The organism is Delftia sp. WSY_22, assembly GCF_043104185.1.
GTDB lineage: Bacteria > Pseudomonadota > Gammaproteobacteria > Burkholderiales > Burkholderiaceae_C > Comamonas > Comamonas tsuruhatensis.
Genome location: NZ_JBICKN010000035.1, coordinates 101,939 through 120,131 on the forward strand (window position 1 = coordinate 101,939; position 18,193 = coordinate 120,131).

Consider the following 18,193-nt stretch of genomic DNA (forward strand, 5'->3'; position numbering starts at 1 on the left):
CACAAGCGCACCGGCTTTTTTCATCACCTGCCCGTGGGCAGGAGATTCGCATCCACAAGAAAGACGAGACTCCCATGACCGACCAATTGATCATTTTCGACACCACCTTGCGTGACGGCGAGCAGTCGCCCGGTGCCTCCATGACCCGCGACGAAAAGCTGCGCATCGCGCGCCAGCTCGAGCGGCTGAAGGTCGATGTGATCGAGGCCGGTTTTGCGGCGAGTTCCAATGGCGACTTCGAGTCGGTGCAGGCCATTGCGCGCGCCATCAAGGACTCCACCATCTGCTCGCTGGCCCGTGCCAATGACCGCGACATCGCCCGTGCGGCCGAGGCTCTGAAGGACGCCAGCCGCGCGCGCATCCACACCTTCATCGCCACCAGTGCGCTGCACATGGAGAAAAAGCTGCGCATGACGCCCGAGCAGGTGCTGGAGCAGGCGCGCCAGTCGGTGCGATTTGCGCGCAACCTGATCGCCGACATCGAGTTCAGCCCCGAAGACGGCTACCGCAGCGACCCGGACTTTCTGTGCCGCGTCATCGAGACGGTGATTGCCGAAGGCGCGACCACCATCAACGTGCCCGACACCGTGGGCTACGCCATTCCGGAGCTGTACGGCGCCTTCATCAAGAACCTGCGCGAGCGCGTGCCCAACAGCGACAAGGCCGTCTGGAGCGTGCATTGCCACAACGACCTGGGCATGGCCGTGGCCAACTCGCTGGCCGGCGTCAAGCTTGGCGGGGCGCGCCAGATCGAGTGCACCATCAACGGCCTGGGCGAACGCGCGGGCAACTGCTCGCTCGAGGAGGTGGTGATGGCCATCAAGACGCGCAAGGACTACTTCGGCCTTGACGTCAACATCGACGCCCAGCACATCGTGGCTGCCAGCCGCATGGTCAGCCAGACCACAGGCTTCGTGGTGCAGCCCAACAAGGCCGTCGTGGGCGCCAACGCCTTCGCCCACGCCTCGGGCATCCATCAGGATGGCGTGCTCAAGGCGCGCGACACCTACGAAATCATGCGTGCCGAGGATGTGGGCTGGAGCGCCAACAAGATCGTGCTGGGCAAGCTCAGCGGCCGCAATGCCTTCAAGCAGCGCCTGCAGGAGCTGGGCGTGGAACTCGACAGCGAGGCCGCGATCAACACTGCCTTTGCGGCCTTCAAGGAACTGGCCGACCGCAAGAGTGAAATCTTCGACGAGGACATCCTGGCCCTGGTGACCGAGCAGGATGCGCATCAGCAGGCCGATCCCTTCCAGTTCATCTCGCTGGCCCAGCAAAGCGAAACGGGTGAGCGCCCACACGCGTCGGTGGTGTTCAGCCGCGATGGCCGTGAGATCAAGGCCCAGTCCGACGGCAATGGCCCGGTCGATGCCTCGTTCAAGGCCATCGAGTCCGAGGTGAAGAGCGGTGCCGAGATGCTGCTGTACTCGGTCAACGCCATCAGCGGCTCCACCGAGAGCCAGGGCGAAGTGACCGTTCGCCTGCAGCGCAGCGGGCGCGTGGTCAACGGCGTGGGCGCGGACCCGGACATCGTCGTGGCCTCGGCCAAGGCCTATCTGAGCGCGTTGAACAAATTACACAGCAATGCAGAGGTCGTGGCTGCGCAGGGGTAAGCACTCGCCTTATAATTTCATTTAAATTATCGAAAAGTCGCACAAGTTATTGTCACAGTGCGACTTTTTCGATTAATGTAAGGTCTAGTCACAAATTCTTGCTGCTTGGAGCATTTCTCATGCCCACCCTACGCCGTGCCCGCCTCGGTCGATTTGCTCAGGTTCTCTCGTTGCTGGCCCTGAGTTGTGCTCTCACTGCCCCGGGCGCGCATGCCGCACCGGCCAAGAAAGTTGCCAAGAAACAGGTGGCCGTGGCCCCTGTCAAGAAGAAGGCCGTGAAGGAGCGCGCCACGGCGGCTCCCCAGGGCAAGCGCGTTGCCAAGAGCGCGCGCCAGCCCAGCCGCGTGGCCGCCCGCAGCGCTGCCAGCCCCATTCGTGCCGTTGCCTACGAGCCACGCCTGTCGTTCGGGCAGATGGCCGGGCTGCATGCAGTGGCCGATCCTCTTGATCTCAAGAGCAGCGTGGCCCTGGTCATGGACCAGGACACCCACGAAGTGCTGCTCAGCAAGAACGACCATGCCGTGCTGCCCATCGCCTCGCTGACCAAGCTGATGACGGGTCTGCTGATTTCCCAGGCCCATCTGCCCATGGATGAATCCATCACCATCACGCAGGATGATGTGGATACCGAAAAGGGCAGCAGTTCGCGCCTGGCCGTGGGTACCACGCTCACCCGTGCCGAAATGCTGCACCTGGCCCTGATGTCCAGCGAAAACCGTGCTGCCCATGCGCTGGGTCGCACCTTCCCAGGTGGCCTGGATGCCTTCGTCCAGCAGATGAATGCCAAGGCGCGCCTGCTGGGCATGACGGATACCCGTTACGTGGAGCCCACCGGGCTGTCCAGCCGCAACCAGTCCAGCGCCCGTGATCTGGCCGTGCTCGTGAATGTGGCGCACAGTGATCCGCTGGTGCGCGAGTACACCACTTCGCCCGGCTATGAAGTGGCCGTGGGCCGCCGCACGCTGCAGTACAACAACACCAACCGCCTGGTGCTGAGCCCGACCTGGGATATCGGCCTGCAAAAGACCGGCTACATCTCCGAAGCGGGTCGCTGCCTGGTCATGCAGGCGCAGGTGGCTGGCCGCAAGATCATCATGGTCTTCCTGGACTCCGCCGGAAAGTTCAGCCGCCTGGGCGATGCCGAGCGCGTACGCCACTGGGTGGAATCCATGGGGCAGGTGGCCGGCGATTCCATGATCCACAAGGTCAAGGGCTGAGTTTCCTCCCCCTCAACAACAAAGGCGCCCTGGGCGCCTTTGTTGTTTTTGATGACCGGTCTTGCTGCTTGCGGATGGCTGCTTGCAGATCAGTGGCTGCTGCGCGCGTAGGGATTGGGGGGCGGGGCTGCAGGGCGGACCGCATTGAAGCCCAGGGCGCCCGAGATCTCCTGCGCGGTGGCCTGGAGCTTGGACAACCAGCTTTCGTCCAGCCGGTCGGCGGGAGCGGAGATGGACAGGCCGGCCACCAGCTTGCCCTGGTCGTCATAGATGCCGGCGGCCATGCAGCGCACGCCCAGCTCCAGCTCCTCGTTGTCGCGGGCGACGCCATGGTGGCGTACCTTGTCCAGCTCGTTTTCCATGTCGGCAAGCCGCGTGATGCTGAAGTGCGTCTTGCCGGGAAGGCCGGTGCGTGTGGCGTAGGCGCGCACCTGCTGCGCATCATCGGCCGCGAGAAACAGCTTGCCATTGGATGTGAGGTGCAGCGGCGCATGGCCGCCGATGGCGCGCACCACCTGCATGCCCGAGCGCTCGCTGTAGGCGCGTTCCACATAGACGATTTCATCGCCCTGGCGCACGCTGAGGCTGACCGGCTGCTGGATCTGCTTGTGCAGCTGGCGCATGGGAATCAGGGCCGCTTCGCGTACGCTCAGGCGGGCCTTGACCAGGTTGCCCAGCTCCAGGAAGCGCATGCCCAGCCGGTAGCTGCCCGATTCGGGGCGGTCGACGAAGCGGCCAATGGCCAGGTCGTTGAGAATGCGGTGCGTGGTGGAGGGGTGCAGGCCGGTGCGCTCGCTGATCTCCTTGAGCGATACCGCTTCCTCACGCGAGGCCAACACGTCGATCAACGTGAACATGCGTTCCAGGACCTGGACGCTGGGCTTGGGCGAGGCCGCGTTATCGTCTTTTTTCATGAGGCGCAAGGGGATTTCGGGATTCGGTCATTCTAGCGGCGGGCATGGCTTGGCGGCATATGTGCCGCCTGCAAACAGCGGCCATGTGCATAAGAAATGTCGCTGAAAAGGGCGCGGTGGCGCCATATCAGCGTGGGAGCTGATCCACGCGCTGCCAGCGCTCGTCCACGCGCACTTCATGGGGAAGAAAGCGCGCCTTGTAATTCATCTTCTGGCTGTCGGCGATCCAGTAGCCCAGATAGACATAGGGCAGGCTCATGGAGCGTGCCTGATCGATCTGCCACAGCACGTTGAACGTGCCGTAGCTGGCCTGGTCATCGGGCTCGTAGAAGGTGTAGACGGCGGACAGCCCGTCTTCCAGCACATCGAGGATGGAGACCATCTTCAGCCTGCCGACTGCGCCGTCGGCCGCCGGTGCGCGGAACTCCACAAGCCGTGAGTTGACGCGGCTTTGCAGCAGGAACTGCGTGTACTGGTCCACGCTGTCGTGGTCCATGCCGCCGCCGCTGTGACGGCTTTGCTGGTAGCGCAGGTACAGCTGGTAATGCTCGTTCGAGTAATGCAGGCGCTGGATCGATGCCGTGAGATCGGCGTGGCGCACGGCGGCGCGGCGCTGGCTGCGGTCCGGGCGGAAATCGTGGACCAGGATGCGCATGGGCACGCAGGCCCGGCAACCATCGCAATACGGCCGGTAGGTGAACATTCCGCTGCGGCGAAACCCCAGGGAGACCAGCTCCGAATAGGCGCTGTTCTGGATCAGGTGGCTGGGCGTGGCCACTTGCGAACGCGCCAGCCGGCCATCCAGGTAGCTGCAGGGATAGGCGGCTGTGGCGTAGAACTGCAGGGCCTGCAGCGGAAGATCGTTCGGGTGCGTCATGGTGTGCTGGCGGCAGCCGGTGATGTGCTGCCGGCATCACCGGACGGCGGCAGCAACTCGTTCCAGTATACGTTTTCGAATTGCCAGTGCATGGGCGGCAGCTGGCTTTGCTCTGCCACGGTGCGCAGGAACTGGGAGCGGGGCATCTCGCGCGCGCCCAGCGAAGCCAGGTGCTGCGTGGCCTGCTGGCAATCGATTTGCGCGGCGCCTTGGTGCCGGCACAGCGCCACCAGTGCCGACAGTGCGATCTTGGATGCGTCTGTGGCATGCGCGAACATGGACTCGCCGAATACGGCGCGGCCCAGCGCCACGCAGTACAGGCCGCCCACCAGGCGCCCGTCGATCCAGGTTTCCACGCTGTGGGCTGCACCCTGGCGGTGCAGTTCGGTATAGGCGTCGAGAATTTCCTGCACGATCCAGGTGCCATCCTGATCACGGCGCACCGTTTGGGCGCAGTGCTGCATCACGGCCTCGAAAGCGCTGTCGATGCGGATCTCGCAGCCGGCGGTGGAGCGAAAGCGCTGCAATGTCTTGCGCAGGCTGCGGTGCAGCCGGAACTGCGATGTCTGCAGCACCATGCGTGGATCGGGCGACCACCATAGCGTGGGCTGGCCTTCGCTGAACCAGGGAAAAATGCCCTGGCTGTAGGCGATGCGCAGGTGCGCCGCATCCAGCGTGCCGCCTGCGGCCAGCAGGCCCGGAATCGGGTCGTTGGGGCCCCATGCCGTTTCCACAGGAGGGAAGGCCTGGTGGGGAATGAGCCATGGGAGGGGGTGGGACATGATCGGGTACGGACTGAAAAATAATGGATTCGTGCTTCTCTGCAGCCGCAGTCTTGCACAAACCATGGTGAAGAGGGTTGCGTGGATGCGAGAGCATCGCCTGGCCGGGGTAAGTGAACCTCCTACGCGGCCTTGTCCCGCCAGGGGACAGCGCCGCCAGGCCGGGTTGGCTATCCTGGGCTTGTCTTCTTGCGGATGCATGGCTTTCGCTGCGAAGACATCGAAGGAGGATGAGCGATGTTTTTCAGCAAAATCTTTGGCGCAAGCCTTGCCGAGCCGCGCTATATCCGTCGCACCCGGGCCTACCTGCAGGAGGCACGCATGGCGATGCTGGAGCACACCATTGCTGCCGAATACTACAAGTCCTCTGCGGACATGTATGCGGAGCGGGCTGCGCGGCTGGAGGAAGAGCTGCGTGCATGGGAAGAGGGCGTGGAGCAAGCGCGCGCTGCGCACGGTGCGCGTCGCGCACATGCCAAGCACGGCAAGCCTGTCACCGTAGAGTCGGCCGCCCCTGCCGCAGCGCCGAGCACGCCGACTGTCGGCATGGTGCGCGCCGCCTGAGCAAACAAAAAAGCCCGCATGCGCTGGCATGCGGGCTTTTCATCTGGCTCCTCAACCTGGGCTCGAACCAGGGACCTACGGATTAACAGTCCGGCGCTCTACCAACTGAGCTATTGAGGAATATGTTGGTGCTGGGCCCTGTGCGATTGCAAGGCCGCTGAAATTTGGCTCCTCAACCTGGGCTCGAACCAGGGACCTACGGATTAACAGTCCGGCGCTCTACCAACTGAGCTATTGAGGAATACGTGTCTGTCGACAAAGATCCTGTGCGATTGCAGGGTCTTGAAATTCTTTGGCTCCTCAACCTGGGCTCGAACCAGGGACCTACGGATTAACAGTCCGGCGCTCTACCAACTGAGCTATTGAGGAACAAGACCTAGATTATATGACGTAAAAAACACGTCACAGAAAACTCGGGGAATTTTTTTCAGCAGGCCTGCCGCAGGCCTTCATTCTCAGGGCTCTGGCCTGAACCACAGCCACACCAGCACGCAGCCCATGGACGTCAGCGCCACGGCCTGTACCCAGGCGGGCGGGCGTGTCCACAGCAGGATGACGGCGCACAGGCTCATCATGGCGCTGGCGCTCCATTTGGCGCGCCGGCTCACGCAGCCACCCCGCGCCCAATTGCGCAGCATGGGCCCGAACAGGCGATGGCGCCACAGCCAGGTGTGCATGCGCTGCGAGCTGCGCGCCGCGGCCCATCCGGCCATGAGCACGAACACCGTGGTGGGCAATCCTGGAATGAAGATGCCGGCAATGCCCGTCGCCAGGCTCAGGCAGGCAAACAGCTGCAGCGCCCAGCGCAACGGCGCGGCCGGCATGCGGTGCAGGGGAGGGGGATCATCATCATTGAAGGCCTGCGCCTGCGCCTGCGCCTGCGCCATGCCTGCCTGCGCAGTGGCATCCGGCTGCCGGGCCTGTGCCGCGGGTGTTTGCTGCGCGCCTGTGTCACGGTCCTCTGGGGACGCGGCGGCTGACTCTCTGGCGGTGCTGGGCATGCTGCGATTGTGCCAGCGCGGTGTGGCCATGGCGGCCAAGGGGGCCGAGAGGGGGGGATCGGGGGGGCGAAGCAGGTGGGTGTGGTCAAGGTGCGCGGTGCGCCCGCTATGCTTGGCGACCCGCATTTCCTGCATCACCGTGCACTGCCATGACTGTACGCACCATATTGAAAATGGGTGATCCGCGCCTGCTGCGCGTCGCCCAGCCCGTGACCGAATTCGACACCGACGAACTGCACCTGCTGCTCAGCGACCTGCTGGACACCATGCATGCCGCCAATGGCGCGGGGCTGGCCGCGCCGCAGATTGGCGTGGACCTGCAGATGGTGGTGTTCGGCTCCGGCCTGCCCAATCCGCGCTACCCCGATGCACCGGTGGTGCCGCGCACCGTGCTCATCAACCCGGTCATCACGCCCATCGGCGAAGACGAACAGATGGACTGGGAAGGCTGCCTGTCCGTACCCGGCATGCGTGGCATGGTGCCGCGCTGGAGCCGTATCCGCTACACGGGCTTCGATGTCTTTGGCGATGCGATCGATCGCACGGTGGATGGCTTTCATGCGCGGGTGGTCCAGCATGAGTGCGACCACCTCTGGGGAAAGCTCTATCCCATGCGCATGCGCGACTTCCGCCAGTTCGGCTTCACCGATGTGCTGTTCCCCGGCATCAGCGCTGCCGAGGATGACTGAGCGGACTTGCTTGCCGCTGTAATTCCAGGATCTGCGGTCAGGTCTTTGTATACAAATCGGTAGACAATTTTTCCATGCTGGCGCCGTACAGTGGCACTTCCCGCGAAGGCGGGGATTGTGTGCGTGCGCCCGCCAAGAGCTGCCAAGCAGCCACCGGGCTTCGCGATGCAGGATGCAGGAGAGCGCGGCCTATCGGGTCGGCGGCAAAGGGTGCGCGGGGGCGCGCCTGCCGCCATCCGGCTGCCGCGTACTTGTCCGGCGTTCTGTGAACAAGAGGACAAGGAGACAGCGATGGAAAAAAGTTCTGGCAATGCGCCGGCCCTGGGCGCAGACATCCGCCCGGAGGACGAGCAACTCGGCCTCACGGCCAACACCCTCTATGGTTTGCAGCATGTGCTGACCATGTACGGCGGCATCGTGGCCGTGCCCCTGGTCATGGCCAATGCGGCGGGCATGTCGGCGGCCGACACGGGCCTGCTGATCACGGCCTGCCTTTTCATGGGCGGGCTGGCCACGCTGCTGCAGACGCTGGGCATTCCGTTCTTCGGCTCGCGCCTGCCGCTGGTGCAGGGCGTGTCCTTCTCGGGCGTGGCCACCATGGTCAGCATCCTGCATACGGGCGGCGGCATGCAGGGGGTGCTGGGCGCCGTGCTCTTTGCCTCGGTGTTCGGCCTGATCATCGCGCCCATCTTCTCCAAGCTCACGCGCTTTTTTCCTCCGCTGGTCAATGGCTGCGTGATCACCATCATCGGCCTGTCGCTGATGCCGGTGGCCGCCCACTGGGCCATGGGTGGCAATCCCCAGGCGGCCGACTACGGAAGCATGGGCAACATCGGCCTGGCCGGGCTGTCCCTGGTCATCGTGCTGGCGCTGAGCAAGCTGGGCAACGCCATGATCTCGCGCCTGTCCATCCTGCTGGCCATCGTCATCGGCACGGCGGTGGCGGCCATGATCGGCAAGTCCGACTTTTCCGAGGTGGGCAGCGGTGCGTGGTTCGCCGTGCCCATGCCGCTGCACTTCGGCTGGCCGACCTTCAGCCTGGCGGCGACGCTTTCCATGTCCATCGTGATCCTGGTGACCTTGGTGGAGACCTCGGCCGACATCCTGGCCGTGGGCGACATCGTGGGCACCCGCGTGGATTCGCGCCGCCTGGCCGACGGCCTGCGTGCCGACATGCTGTCCAGCGTGGTGGCCCCGTTCTTCGGTTCGTTCACGCAGAGCGCCTTTGCCCAGAACGTGGGCCTGGTCGCGGTCACGGGCATCAAGAGCCGCTATGTGGTGGCCTTCAGCGGGCTGATCCTGATCGCCTTCGGACTGCTGCCCATCATGGGGCGCATCGTGGCCTGCGTGCCGCCCTCGGTGCTGGGCGGCGCGGGCCTGGTGCTCTTTGGCACGGTGGCAGCCAGCGGCATCCGCACGCTGGCCAAGGTGGACTATCACAACAACATGAACCTGATCATCGTGGCGGCGTCCATCGGCATGGGCGTGCTGCCCATGGTCAAGCCGGACTTCTATCACCACTTCCCGGACTGGTTCGCCACCATGTTCCATTCGGGCATCAGCTCCACTGCGGTGACCGTGCTGCTGCTGAACCTGGTCTTCAACCACTTCAAGCAGGGCAACCCCGAAGAGCCATCGGTGTTCGGCGCCGGATCGGAGCGCGTGCTCAGCGAGGCTGTGCTGTCTGCCCTGGCCGATGGCGACCGGGTGGTCGACGGCAAGCTCTATGACCGCGAGGGCAAGCAAGTGGCCACGGTGTCGGCGCCTGCGTCCGCCATGCACTGATGGCTGCATCCCCGCCTGCCAGCGCATGAACCCGACGAGCCCGCCCTGCACAACAGGGCGGGCTTTTTTTGCGCAATCGGCTCAGACTGCCAGGGCCTGCAAAAGCTCGGTCTCTATGAGCAGCTGGCGCTGGTTGTTCTGCAGCTCCGCACCCTCGATGAGGAAGCTGTCCTCCACGCGCTCGCCCAGCGTGCTGACCTTGGCCAACTGCACGCTCAGGTGGTGCTGGGCCAGGATGCGCGCCACGGTGTAGAGCAGGCCGGCGCGGTCCGTGGCCGAGATGGACAGCAGCCAGTGCTGGGCCTTGTCGTCGGGTCGCAGCGTGACGCGCGGCGCGAAGGGGAAGCTCTTGACGCGGCGCGACAGGCGCCGGGGCGAGGGCTCGCGCAGCGGTCCGCCCTCCATCAGGGCGGCGACCAGGTCGTTCTCGACCATGTGCATGAGTTCGCGGTACTGCTCCTGCATGGCGGGCGCCACCACCTGGAAGGTGTCCAGCGCATAGCTGTTGTGGGCCGTGTGCACGCGCGCATCCAGGATGGAAAACGCTGCGCGGTCGAAGTAGCCGCAGATGCGCGCGAACAGATCGGGCTGGTCGGGTGCGTAGACCAGCACCTGCAGTCCCTCGCCCGCCAGTGAGCGGCGCGCACGCACCACGGGGCGGGTGGTGCCCACGTGGCGCGACAGGTGGCGTGTGTGCCAGGCGATGTCGGCGGCCTCGTGGCGCATGAAGTAGTCCACGCCCAGCGTGTCCCAGAGCTTCTTGTGGGACTCGAAGGGCTGGGCCGTCAGCGCCAGCTGCACCAGCGCCTCGCGCCGGCGCGCCTCGATCTCGGCGGCCGCGTCGGGCGCGCGGCCGCCCATCACGCGCAGGGTCAGGCGATAGGTGTCCTCCAGCAGCTTGCCCTTCCAGGCGCTCCACACCTTGGGGCTGGTGCCACGGATGTCGGCCACGGTGAGCAGGTACAGCGCCGTGAGGTTGCGCTCGTTGCCCACGCGCTCGGCAAAGGCCTGGATCACCTCGGGGTCCGACAGGTCCTGCTTTTGCGCGACCTGGCTCATGGTCAGGTGCTCGCGCACGAGGAACTCGATCAGCTCGGCGTCGGCGCGCGCAATGCCGTGGGCGCGGCAAAAGCGCTTGGCCTCCACGGCGCCGATGATGGAGTGGTCGCCGCCGCGGCCCTTGCCGATGTCGTGGAACAGCGCGGCCACGTACAGCAGCCAGGGCTTGTCCCAGCCGCTGGCCAGCTGGGAGCAGAACGGGTACTCATGCGCATGCTCGGCCATGAAAAAGCGCCGCACATTGCGCAGCACCATGAGAATGTGCTGGTCCACCGTGTAGACGTGGAACAGGTCGTGCTGCATCTGGCCCACGATGCGCCGGAAGGGCCACAGGTAGCGCCCCAGCACCGAGGTCTGGTTCATCAGCCGCATGGCATGCGTGATGCCGCTGGGCTGCTGCAGGATCTTCATGAACGTGGCGCGGTTGACGGGGTCGCGCCGGAAGGCCGCATCCATCAGGTCCCGCGCGCCGTACAGCGCGCGCAGCGTGCGTGCCGACAGGTCGGTGAGGCCCACATGGGTCTCGTACATCAGGAAGGTTTCGAGGATGGCATGCGGCTCGCGCTCGTACAGATCGTCGCTGGCCACTTCGATGGTGCCGGCCTTCTCGTAGAAGCGCGAGTTCAGCCGGATCCGCGGCGTGGGGCGCGGGTTCAGGCGCTCCTCGATGTTCAGCCGCAGGATCTGGCACAGCTGGGTCACGGCCTTGGCTGCCCAGTAGTAGTGGCGCATCAGCGTCTCGCTGGCGCGCATGGCCAGCTTGCGGCCCTCGGCCGAGGTGGAGCGGTAGCCAAAGGCCTCGGCCACGGCGGTCTGCTGGTCGAAGACCAGGCGGTCCTCGTGCCGGCCCGCCACGGCGTGCAGGCGCGCGCGTATCAGGCTGAGCATGGCCTCGTTGTCTTCGAGCTGCTGGCGCTCGAAATCGGTGATCAGTCCCTTTTCCGCCAGGGCCTGCCAGCTGTGGCCCAGGCCTGCGGCGCGGGCCAGCCAGATCATGGTGTGCAGATCGCGCAGGCCGCCGGGCGATTCCTTGCAGTTGGGCTCCAGCGAGTAGGGCGTGCTCTCGTACTTGTTGTGGCGCTGGCGCATTTCCAGCAGCTTGCCGGACAGAAAGGCGCGCGCATTCATCTGTGCCTGGTAGCGCTGCTGGAACTCGCCGAACAGCGGCTCGTTTCCGCAGATGCGGCGCGACTCCAGCAAGGCGGTCTGCACGGTGAGGTCGCGCCCGGACTCTTGCAGGCATTCGGCCAGCGTGCGCACGCTGGAGCCGATCTCCAGGCCCGCGTCCCAGCAGCTGCCGATGAACTTTTCTATGCGCGAGGTCAGCTCCGGGTCTGCCGTGCCGGTGGCCGGCAGCAGCACCAGCACGTCGATGTCGGAGTAGGGAAACAGCTGGGCGCGGCCATAGCCTCCCACGGCGGCCAGGCAGGCCTCGGCAGGCATGCCGGCGCGGTGCCACAGCGCGCGCAGCAGCGTGTCGGCCAGATCGCTCAGGTGCTGCAGCACCAGGCGCACGCCGCGCCGGCCCATGGTGGGCGCCAGCAGCGAGCCTATCCAGCGTCCGCGATCGAGGGCGTACTGCGCGCGCAACTGCTCCAGCGAATCCGGGGCTGCGGGCGCAGAGTTGGAAGGAGTGTGGTCAGTGATCTGTTTCATGCGCGGCCAGGGCAGGGGAGGCGCCTGGAGCGGGTGCCCCGGGCGCAGTGCCATTTTGCCTGCGCATCACGCAAGAAACATGCCGAGCCTCAGCAGCTCGTGGCGGTCACGAAGGGCGGGAGCGCGGGCGAGCCGGCCGACAGGGTCATGACTTCGTAGCCCGTCTTGGTGACCACCAGGGTGTGTTCCCACTGGGCCGAGAGGCTGTGGTCCTTGGTCACGATGGTCCAGCCGTCCTTGCCCAGTTCCTTGATCTCGCGCCTGCCCAGGTTGAGCATGGGCTCGACGGTGAAGACCATGCCCTCTTCGAGAACGGTGCCCGTGCCGGGGCGGCCATAGTGCAGGATCTGCGGCTCTTCGTGGAACTTCTGGCCGATGCCGTGGCCGCAGAACTCGCGCACCACCGACAGGCCGTGGCCTTCGGCAAAGGTCTGGATGGCGTTGCCGATGTCGCCCAGCGTGGCGCCGGGCCTGACCTGCTGGATGCCCAGCCACATGGCGTCGAAGGTCAGCGCCGACAGGCGCTTGGCCGCGATGGAGCACTCGCCGATCAGGAACATGCGGCTGTTGTCGCCGTACCAGCCGTCCTTGGTGATGACCGTGACATCCACATTGACGATGTCGCCCTTCTTGAGCGGCTTGTCGTTGGGGATGCCGTGGCAGACCACATGGTTGACCGAGGTGCACAGGTGCCCGGGATAGGGCGGGTAGCCAGGCGGCTGGTAGCCGATGGTGGCGGAGACCGTGCCCTGCTGCGCCATGCATTCGGCGCCCAGCCGGTCGATCTCGGCCGTGGTGATGCCGGGCTTGATGTGGGGGGTGATGTAGTCCAGCACTTCCGAAGCCAGGCGGCATGCCACGCGCATGGCTGCGATGTCTTCGGCGCTCTTGATGGTGATGCTCATGCCCGCAATTATCCCATTGCGCCTTTGGACGTGCAGGGGTAAGGGGCGGCTGTCGCCACCGGGACGGCGCAGCCCGGTAAAATGGCGGCCTCACCGATTCAGCGCCTTGCGGCCTGCCCCCAGCCGGGCGGGGCCGCAGGGCGCTTTTCACAAGCCTCCTCACCCAACAGGCCGCCACGTGACCTTGCATCTGACACAGTTCGAGGGTGGAAACGCTCTCAGCTCGTTCCGCGCCCAGCAGCTTCTGACCGACCTGGTCGCCATCCATCCCAAAATCACCGGCATTGCCGCGCGCTTCGTGCACCTGGTGGCCACGGACGCCGCACCCACGCCCGCATTGCAAGAGCGCCTCCAGGCGCTCTTGACCTATGGAGATCCCTACGAAGGCCCGGCCGACGGTGCCGCCCTGGTGGTCACGCCGCGCCTGGGAACGATCTCCCCGTGGGCCTCCAAGGCCACGGACATTGCCCGCAACTGCGGCCTGGGCGTGTTCCGCGTGGAGCGCATCACCGAATACCGCATCGCCTTCAAGACGGGCCTGCTGAGCAATGTGCTGGGCAGCGCGCCTGAACTTTCGGCCGAGCAGACTGCACGGATCGCCGCCTTGCTGCACGACCGCATGACCGAATCGGTCTTCGCCACGCGCGCCGAGGCCGAGCAGCTGTTCTCCGCCCTGGAAGCCGCTCCCATGGAGTTCGTCGATGTGCTGGGCGGCGGCCGCGCGGCGCTGGAGACTGCCAACCGCCAATGGGGCCTGGCCCTGGCCGACGACGAGATCGACTACCTGGTCGACGCCTTCAAGGGCCTCAAGCGCAATCCCACGGACGTGGAGCTGATGATGTTCGCGCAGGCCAACAGCGAGCACTGCCGCCACAAGATCTTCAACGCCCAGTTCACCATTGACGGCGTGGCCCAGGACAAGAGCCTGTTCGGCATGATCCGCCACACGCACCAGGTCTCGCCCCAGCACACGGTGGTCGCGTACTCGGACAACGCCTCCATCATGGAAGGCCATGAGGTCGAGCGCTTCGTCGCCACCTTCGAGGCAGCCCTGGACAAGATCAAGGCGCCCAGCTACCAGAAGAAGAAGGCCGTCAACCACGTCCTCATGAAGGTGGAGACGCACAACCACCCCACGGCCATCTCTCCCTTCCCCGGCGCATCGACCGGCGCGGGCGGCGAGATCCGCGACGAGGGCGCCACGGGCCGCGGCTCCAAGCCCAAGGCCGGCCTGTCGGGCTTCACGGTCTCCAAGCTGTGGGGCAGCGAAGTGGGCAAGCCCGAGCACATCGCCAGCCCGCTGCAGATCATGATCGAGGGCCCGCTCGGTGGCGCGGCCTTCAACAACGAGTTCGGCCGTCCCAACCTGACCGGCTATTTCCGCGAGTACGAGCAGCAGGTCGGCGTGGGTGCCGATGCCGTGATGCGCGGCTACCACAAGCCCATCATGATCGCGGGCGGCCTGGGCGTGATCGACTCCGAGCTGACGCGCAAGATCGAGTTCCCCGCCGGCACCCTGCTGATCCAGCTGGGCGGCCCCGGCATGCGCATCGGCATGGGCGGCGGCGCTGCCAGCTCCATGGCCAGCGGCACGAACGCGGCCGAGCTGGACTTCGACTCCGTGCAGCGCGGCAACCCCGAGATCGAGCGCCGCGCCCAGGAAGTCATCAACCACTGCTGGGCCCAGGGCGACAAGAACCCCATCCTGGCCATCCACGACGTGGGTGCCGGCGGCCTGTCCAATGCCTTCCCCGAGCTGACCAACGATGCGGGCCGTGGCGCGCGCTTCGACCTGCGCGCCGTCAACCTGGAGGAATCCGGCCTGGCGCCCAAGGAAATCTGGTCCAACGAAAGCCAGGAACGCTATGTACTGGCCATCGCGCCCGAATCGCTGGCCGAATTCACGGCCTTCTGCGAGCGCGAGCGCTGCCCGTTTGCCGTGATCGGCACGGCCACCGAGGAGCGCCAGCTGGTGCTGGAGGACACGGCCGTGGCCTCGGGCGACCAGAAGTTCCCCGTGGACATGCCCATGAACGTGCTGCTGGGCAAGCCGCCCAAGATGCACCGCGACGTGGCCACCGTGCAGCGGGAGCTGCCCCCCATGGACCTGACCGGCGTGCCCCTGGAAAAGGCCGTGATCGACGTGCTGGCCCACCCCACCGTGGCCTCCAAGCGCTTCCTGATCACCATCGGCGACCGCGCCGTGGGCGGCCTGACCCACCGCGACCAGATGGTCGGCCCCTGGCAGGTGCCCGTGGCCGACGTGGCCGTCACGCTGGCCGATTTCCAGGGCTTCAAGGGCGAGGCCATGGCCATGGGCGAGCGCACGCCGCTGGCGGCCATCAACGCGCCGGCGTCGGGCCGCATGGCCGTGGCCGAGGCCATCACCAACATGCTGGCCGCGCCCATCGAACTGTCCAGGGTCAAGATGTCGGCCAACTGGATGGCGGCCTGCGGCGAGCCCGGCGAAGACGCGGCGCTCTACGCCACCGTCAAGGCCGTGGGCATGGAGCTGTGCCCGCAGCTGGACATCTCGATCCCCGTGGGCAAGGACAGCCTGTCCATGCGCACCCAGTGGAACGAGGGCGGCCAGGTCAAGAAGGTGACCTCGCCGGTCAGCCTGATCATCACGGGCTTTGCCTCCATCGACGATGTGCGCGGCACGCTCACGCCCCAGCTGGACGCCTCGGAAGACGACAGCACCCTGGTGCTGGTGGACCTGGGCCGCGGCAAGATGCGCATGGGCGGCTCCATCCTGGGCCAGGTGCTGGGCCAGACCGGCAACGAGACGCCCGACCTCGATGACGCCAAGGACCTGATTGCCCTGGTCGATGCCGTCAACGACCTGCGCGCCAAGGGCCAGATCCTGGCCTACCACGACAAGGGCGACGGCGGCCTGCTGGCCACCGTGGCCGAGATGGCCTTTGCCGGCCATGTGGGCGTGGCCATCAACGTGGACATGCTGGTCACCGAAGGCGACGGCATCAGCGACAGCCGCATGGACTCGGGCGAAGGCAAGAACTGGGCCTCCCAGATCAGCGGCCGCCGCGACGACATGACGCTGCGCGCGCTGTTCAACGAAGAGCTGGGCGCCGTGCTGCAGATCCGCACGGCCGACCGCGCCGCCGTGCTGCAGACCCTGCGCGAGCATGGCCTGTCCACCTGCAGCCACATCATCGGCAAGACGCGCCCCGTCTCGTCCAAGGTCGATGCGGGCAAGGGCGAGCTGCAGGTCTGGCGCGATGCCAAGTCCGTCTTCGGCGCCTCGCTCAGCGACCTGCACCAGGTCTGGGATGCCGTCAGCTGGAAGATTGCCCAGCAGCGCGACAACCCGGCCTGCGCCGACAGCGAGCATGCCGCAGCCGGCGAGCCTGCCGACCCGGGCATGCACCTGCACCTGACGTTCGACCCGGCCGAGAACCCGGCCGCACCCTTCCTGAACCTGGGCGCGCGGCCCCGCGTGGCCGTGCTGCGCGAGCAGGGCGTGAACTCCCATGTGGAAATGGCCTACGCCTTCACCGAGGCCGGCTTCGACGCCGTGGACGTGCACATGACCGACCTGCAAAGCGGCCGCGCGCAGCTGCAGGACTTCGCCGGCGTGGTGGCCTGCGGCGGCTTCAGCTACGGCGACACGCTGGGCGCCGGCATCGGCTGGGCGCGCTCCATCACCTTCAACGACAGCCTGTCCGCGCAGTTCCAGCAGTTCTTCGGCCGCAGCGACACCTTCGGCCTGGGCGTGTGCAATGGCTGCCAGATGTTTGCCGAACTGGCCGATATCATTCCCGGCGCCCAGGACTGGCCGCGTTTCACGCAGAACCAGAGCAACCGCTTCGAGGCGCGCCTGTCCATGGTGGAAGTGCTGGAGTCGCCCAGCCTGTTCCTGCAGGACATGGCCGGCAGCCGCCTGCCCATCGCCGTGGCCCACGGCGAAGGCTTTGCCAACTTCCGCTTCCGCGGCAATGCGGACAAGGCCATCGCCTCCATGCGCTACGTGGACAACCACGGCAAGGCCACTGAGCAGTACCCGTTCAATCCCAACGGATCGGCCGGCGGCCTGACGGCAGTGACCACGGCCGATGGCCGCTTCACGGCCATGATGCCCCACCCCGAGCGCGTGTTCCGCAACGTGCAGATGAGCTGGACCAACGGCGACAAGTCGGAATTCAGCCCCTGGATGCGCGTGTGGCGCAACGCCCGCAAGTGGCTGGGCTGATGCACTGAGCGACGCTGCAAAGCAGACAAAGGCCCTTCGGGGCCTTTTCTTTTTTCTGTTTCTTTTTGGCGGCTGCCGTTACGGCGCCAGCATCTGCGCCGTGCGCGCGCGGGCCTGCTGGACCAGGGTGGAGATCAGCACCGTCTCGGGCAGGTTGTGCCAGTAGCGGCGCGGCATCTCGCGCAGCATGGCCTGCTCCTTCAGGCGCGCGGGGTTGAAGGTGCTGGCGTAGTAGGTCAGCCACAGGGCCTCGCCCGCGTCGGCTGGCGGGGCATCGCTGCGGCGCGCGCCGGGCGCCAGGCGCAGCGCATGGCCGTCCCAGTGCACGCTGCACTGCGGCGTGAGGATGGCCCAGTGCATGTTGGCAAAGCGCTTGCAGAAAAAGGGTGCCGCCGCGCGCACGATGTGGTGCTCGGGCTCGAACCAGGCGATGTGCAGCTCGGGCAGGTCCGGTCGCTGTGTCGTCCGAAAGCGCACGAAGGCGTGCATCTTGTGGATCTCGCGCGAGACGGGGCGGGCCAGGGCCTCGATGGCGCGCCATTCCGCATCCAGCGCATCCAGCCGCAGTTCGGGCCGGGCCTGCATGCGCGCCAGCCAGCGGTGGCACAGCTCGAAGCGGCCTGCCGCGCGGTGCATGCAGGCATGGCGCAGGGCGGACATCTGGGTGTCCGACAGGGACAGCCCTGCCTCGCCGGGGCCGGCCAGCCCGGCGAGTGCCGAGGCGGGCATGGCCTGCTGCGGCGCGCTGGAAAACAGATCCACCCCCGCGCCGAGTGGCTGCGCACCCCGCGTGTCGGGCCACCGCCAGCGCACCAGGGCGGGGTCGGCGCCGTGGGCCAGCAGCGCCCGGCAGGCTGCGCGAAAGCCGGGCCAGTCGTCAGGGCTGTCGAGTTCGATGGTGAGGGCCTGTCCGTGCAT

13 protein-coding genes and 3 tRNA genes are annotated in these 18,193 nt (G+C 66.2%); 6 read left to right on the forward strand and 10 right to left on the reverse strand.

Features of this window, described 5'->3' with window-relative positions:
* The first annotated feature begins 74 nt into the window (after positions 1-74).
* Together ACF8NF_RS18415 and ACF8NF_RS18420 are read left to right on the forward strand one after the other, a co-directional pair.
* Positions 75-1,613: a 2-isopropylmalate synthase gene (locus ACF8NF_RS18415; RefSeq protein WP_016447412.1), complete on the forward strand. Its 1,539-nt coding sequence runs from the start codon at positions 75-77 to the stop codon at positions 1,611-1,613.
* 119 nt (positions 1,614-1,732) lie between these two features.
* Positions 1,733-2,830, forward strand: coding sequence for a serine hydrolase (locus ACF8NF_RS18420; protein ID WP_016447411.1), 1,098 nt, complete (start codon positions 1,733-1,735; stop codon positions 2,828-2,830).
* Positions 2,831-2,919: 89 nt separating this feature from the next.
* Here ACF8NF_RS18420 and ACF8NF_RS18425 read toward each other — a convergent pair whose 3' ends face one another.
* The 3 genes from ACF8NF_RS18425 to aat all read right to left on the reverse strand — a co-directional run bounded on the left by ACF8NF_RS18425 (position 2,920) and on the right by aat (position 5,403).
* Entirely contained in the window at positions 2,920-3,744 is an 825-nt protein-coding gene (locus tag ACF8NF_RS18425; protein WP_016447410.1) for an IclR family transcriptional regulator, read from the reverse strand.
* A 127-nt stretch (positions 3,745-3,871) separates the two neighbouring features.
* The gene (locus ACF8NF_RS18430) at positions 3,872-4,621 is read right to left on the reverse strand and encodes an arginyltransferase (protein WP_016451368.1); all 750 of its coding nucleotides are present in this window, start codon (positions 4,619-4,621) and stop codon (positions 3,872-3,874) included.
* Positions 4,618-5,403 (reverse strand): leucyl/phenylalanyl-tRNA--protein transferase, encoded by a 786-nt coding sequence (aat, locus tag ACF8NF_RS18435; RefSeq protein WP_016451369.1) that lies wholly within the window; start codon positions 5,401-5,403, stop codon positions 4,618-4,620. Before aat ends, ACF8NF_RS18430 begins: the two co-directional genes overlap by 4 nt.
* A gap of 237 nt (positions 5,404-5,640) precedes the next feature.
* Here aat and ACF8NF_RS18440 point away from each other — a divergent pair, with 237 nt between their 5' ends.
* Positions 5,641-5,967, forward strand: coding sequence for a hypothetical protein (locus tag ACF8NF_RS18440; RefSeq protein ID WP_016447407.1), 327 nt, complete (start codon positions 5,641-5,643; stop codon positions 5,965-5,967).
* A 44-nt stretch (positions 5,968-6,011) separates the two neighbouring features.
* Here the strand turns inward: ACF8NF_RS18440 and ACF8NF_RS18445 are convergent.
* The 4 genes from ACF8NF_RS18445 to ACF8NF_RS18460 form a co-directional block, all read right to left on the reverse strand.
* Positions 6,012-6,087, reverse strand: a tRNA-Asn gene (locus tag ACF8NF_RS18445).
* Positions 6,088-6,132: 45 nt separating this feature from the next.
* Positions 6,133-6,208 (reverse strand) — tRNA-Asn (locus ACF8NF_RS18450).
* A 52-nt stretch (positions 6,209-6,260) separates the two neighbouring features.
* Positions 6,261-6,336, reverse strand: a tRNA-Asn gene (locus ACF8NF_RS18455).
* A gap of 86 nt (positions 6,337-6,422) precedes the next feature.
* A complete protein-coding gene (locus ACF8NF_RS18460; protein WP_392451015.1) occupies positions 6,423-6,854 on the reverse strand; it encodes a YbaN family protein in 432 nt (143 codons plus the stop codon).
* A gap of 263 nt (positions 6,855-7,117) precedes the next feature.
* Between ACF8NF_RS18460 and def the strand changes: the two genes are divergently transcribed.
* Both def and ACF8NF_RS18470 read left to right on the forward strand, forming a co-directional pair.
* Entirely contained in the window at positions 7,118-7,657 is a 540-nt protein-coding gene (gene def, locus ACF8NF_RS18465) for a peptide deformylase (protein ID WP_016450766.1), read from the forward strand.
* A 291-nt stretch (positions 7,658-7,948) separates the two neighbouring features.
* Entirely contained in the window at positions 7,949-9,442 is a 1,494-nt protein-coding gene (locus ACF8NF_RS18470) for a nucleobase:cation symporter-2 family protein (RefSeq protein WP_016450767.1), read from the forward strand.
* Positions 9,443-9,523: 81 nt separating this feature from the next.
* Here ACF8NF_RS18470 and ACF8NF_RS18475 read toward each other — a convergent pair whose 3' ends face one another.
* Complete coding sequence (locus ACF8NF_RS18475) at positions 9,524-12,157, reverse strand: [protein-PII] uridylyltransferase (RefSeq protein ID WP_046986780.1); 2,634 nt, start codon at positions 12,155-12,157, stop codon at positions 9,524-9,526.
* 89 nt (positions 12,158-12,246) lie between these two features.
* Positions 12,247-13,062: a type I methionyl aminopeptidase gene (map, locus tag ACF8NF_RS18480; RefSeq protein WP_016450769.1), complete on the reverse strand. Its 816-nt coding sequence runs from the start codon at positions 13,060-13,062 to the stop codon at positions 12,247-12,249.
* A gap of 178 nt (positions 13,063-13,240) precedes the next feature.
* On the opposite strand from map, the gene purL reads away from it, so the two are divergent.
* Entirely contained in the window at positions 13,241-17,275 is a 4,035-nt protein-coding gene (gene purL, locus ACF8NF_RS18485) for a phosphoribosylformylglycinamidine synthase (protein WP_392451016.1), read from the forward strand.
* Between the two features lie 78 nt (positions 17,276-17,353).
* Here purL and ACF8NF_RS18490 read toward each other — a convergent pair whose 3' ends face one another.
* Positions 17,354-18,193, reverse strand: coding sequence for a TIGR03915 family putative DNA repair protein (locus ACF8NF_RS18490; RefSeq protein WP_392451017.1), 840 nt, complete (start codon positions 18,191-18,193; stop codon positions 17,354-17,356).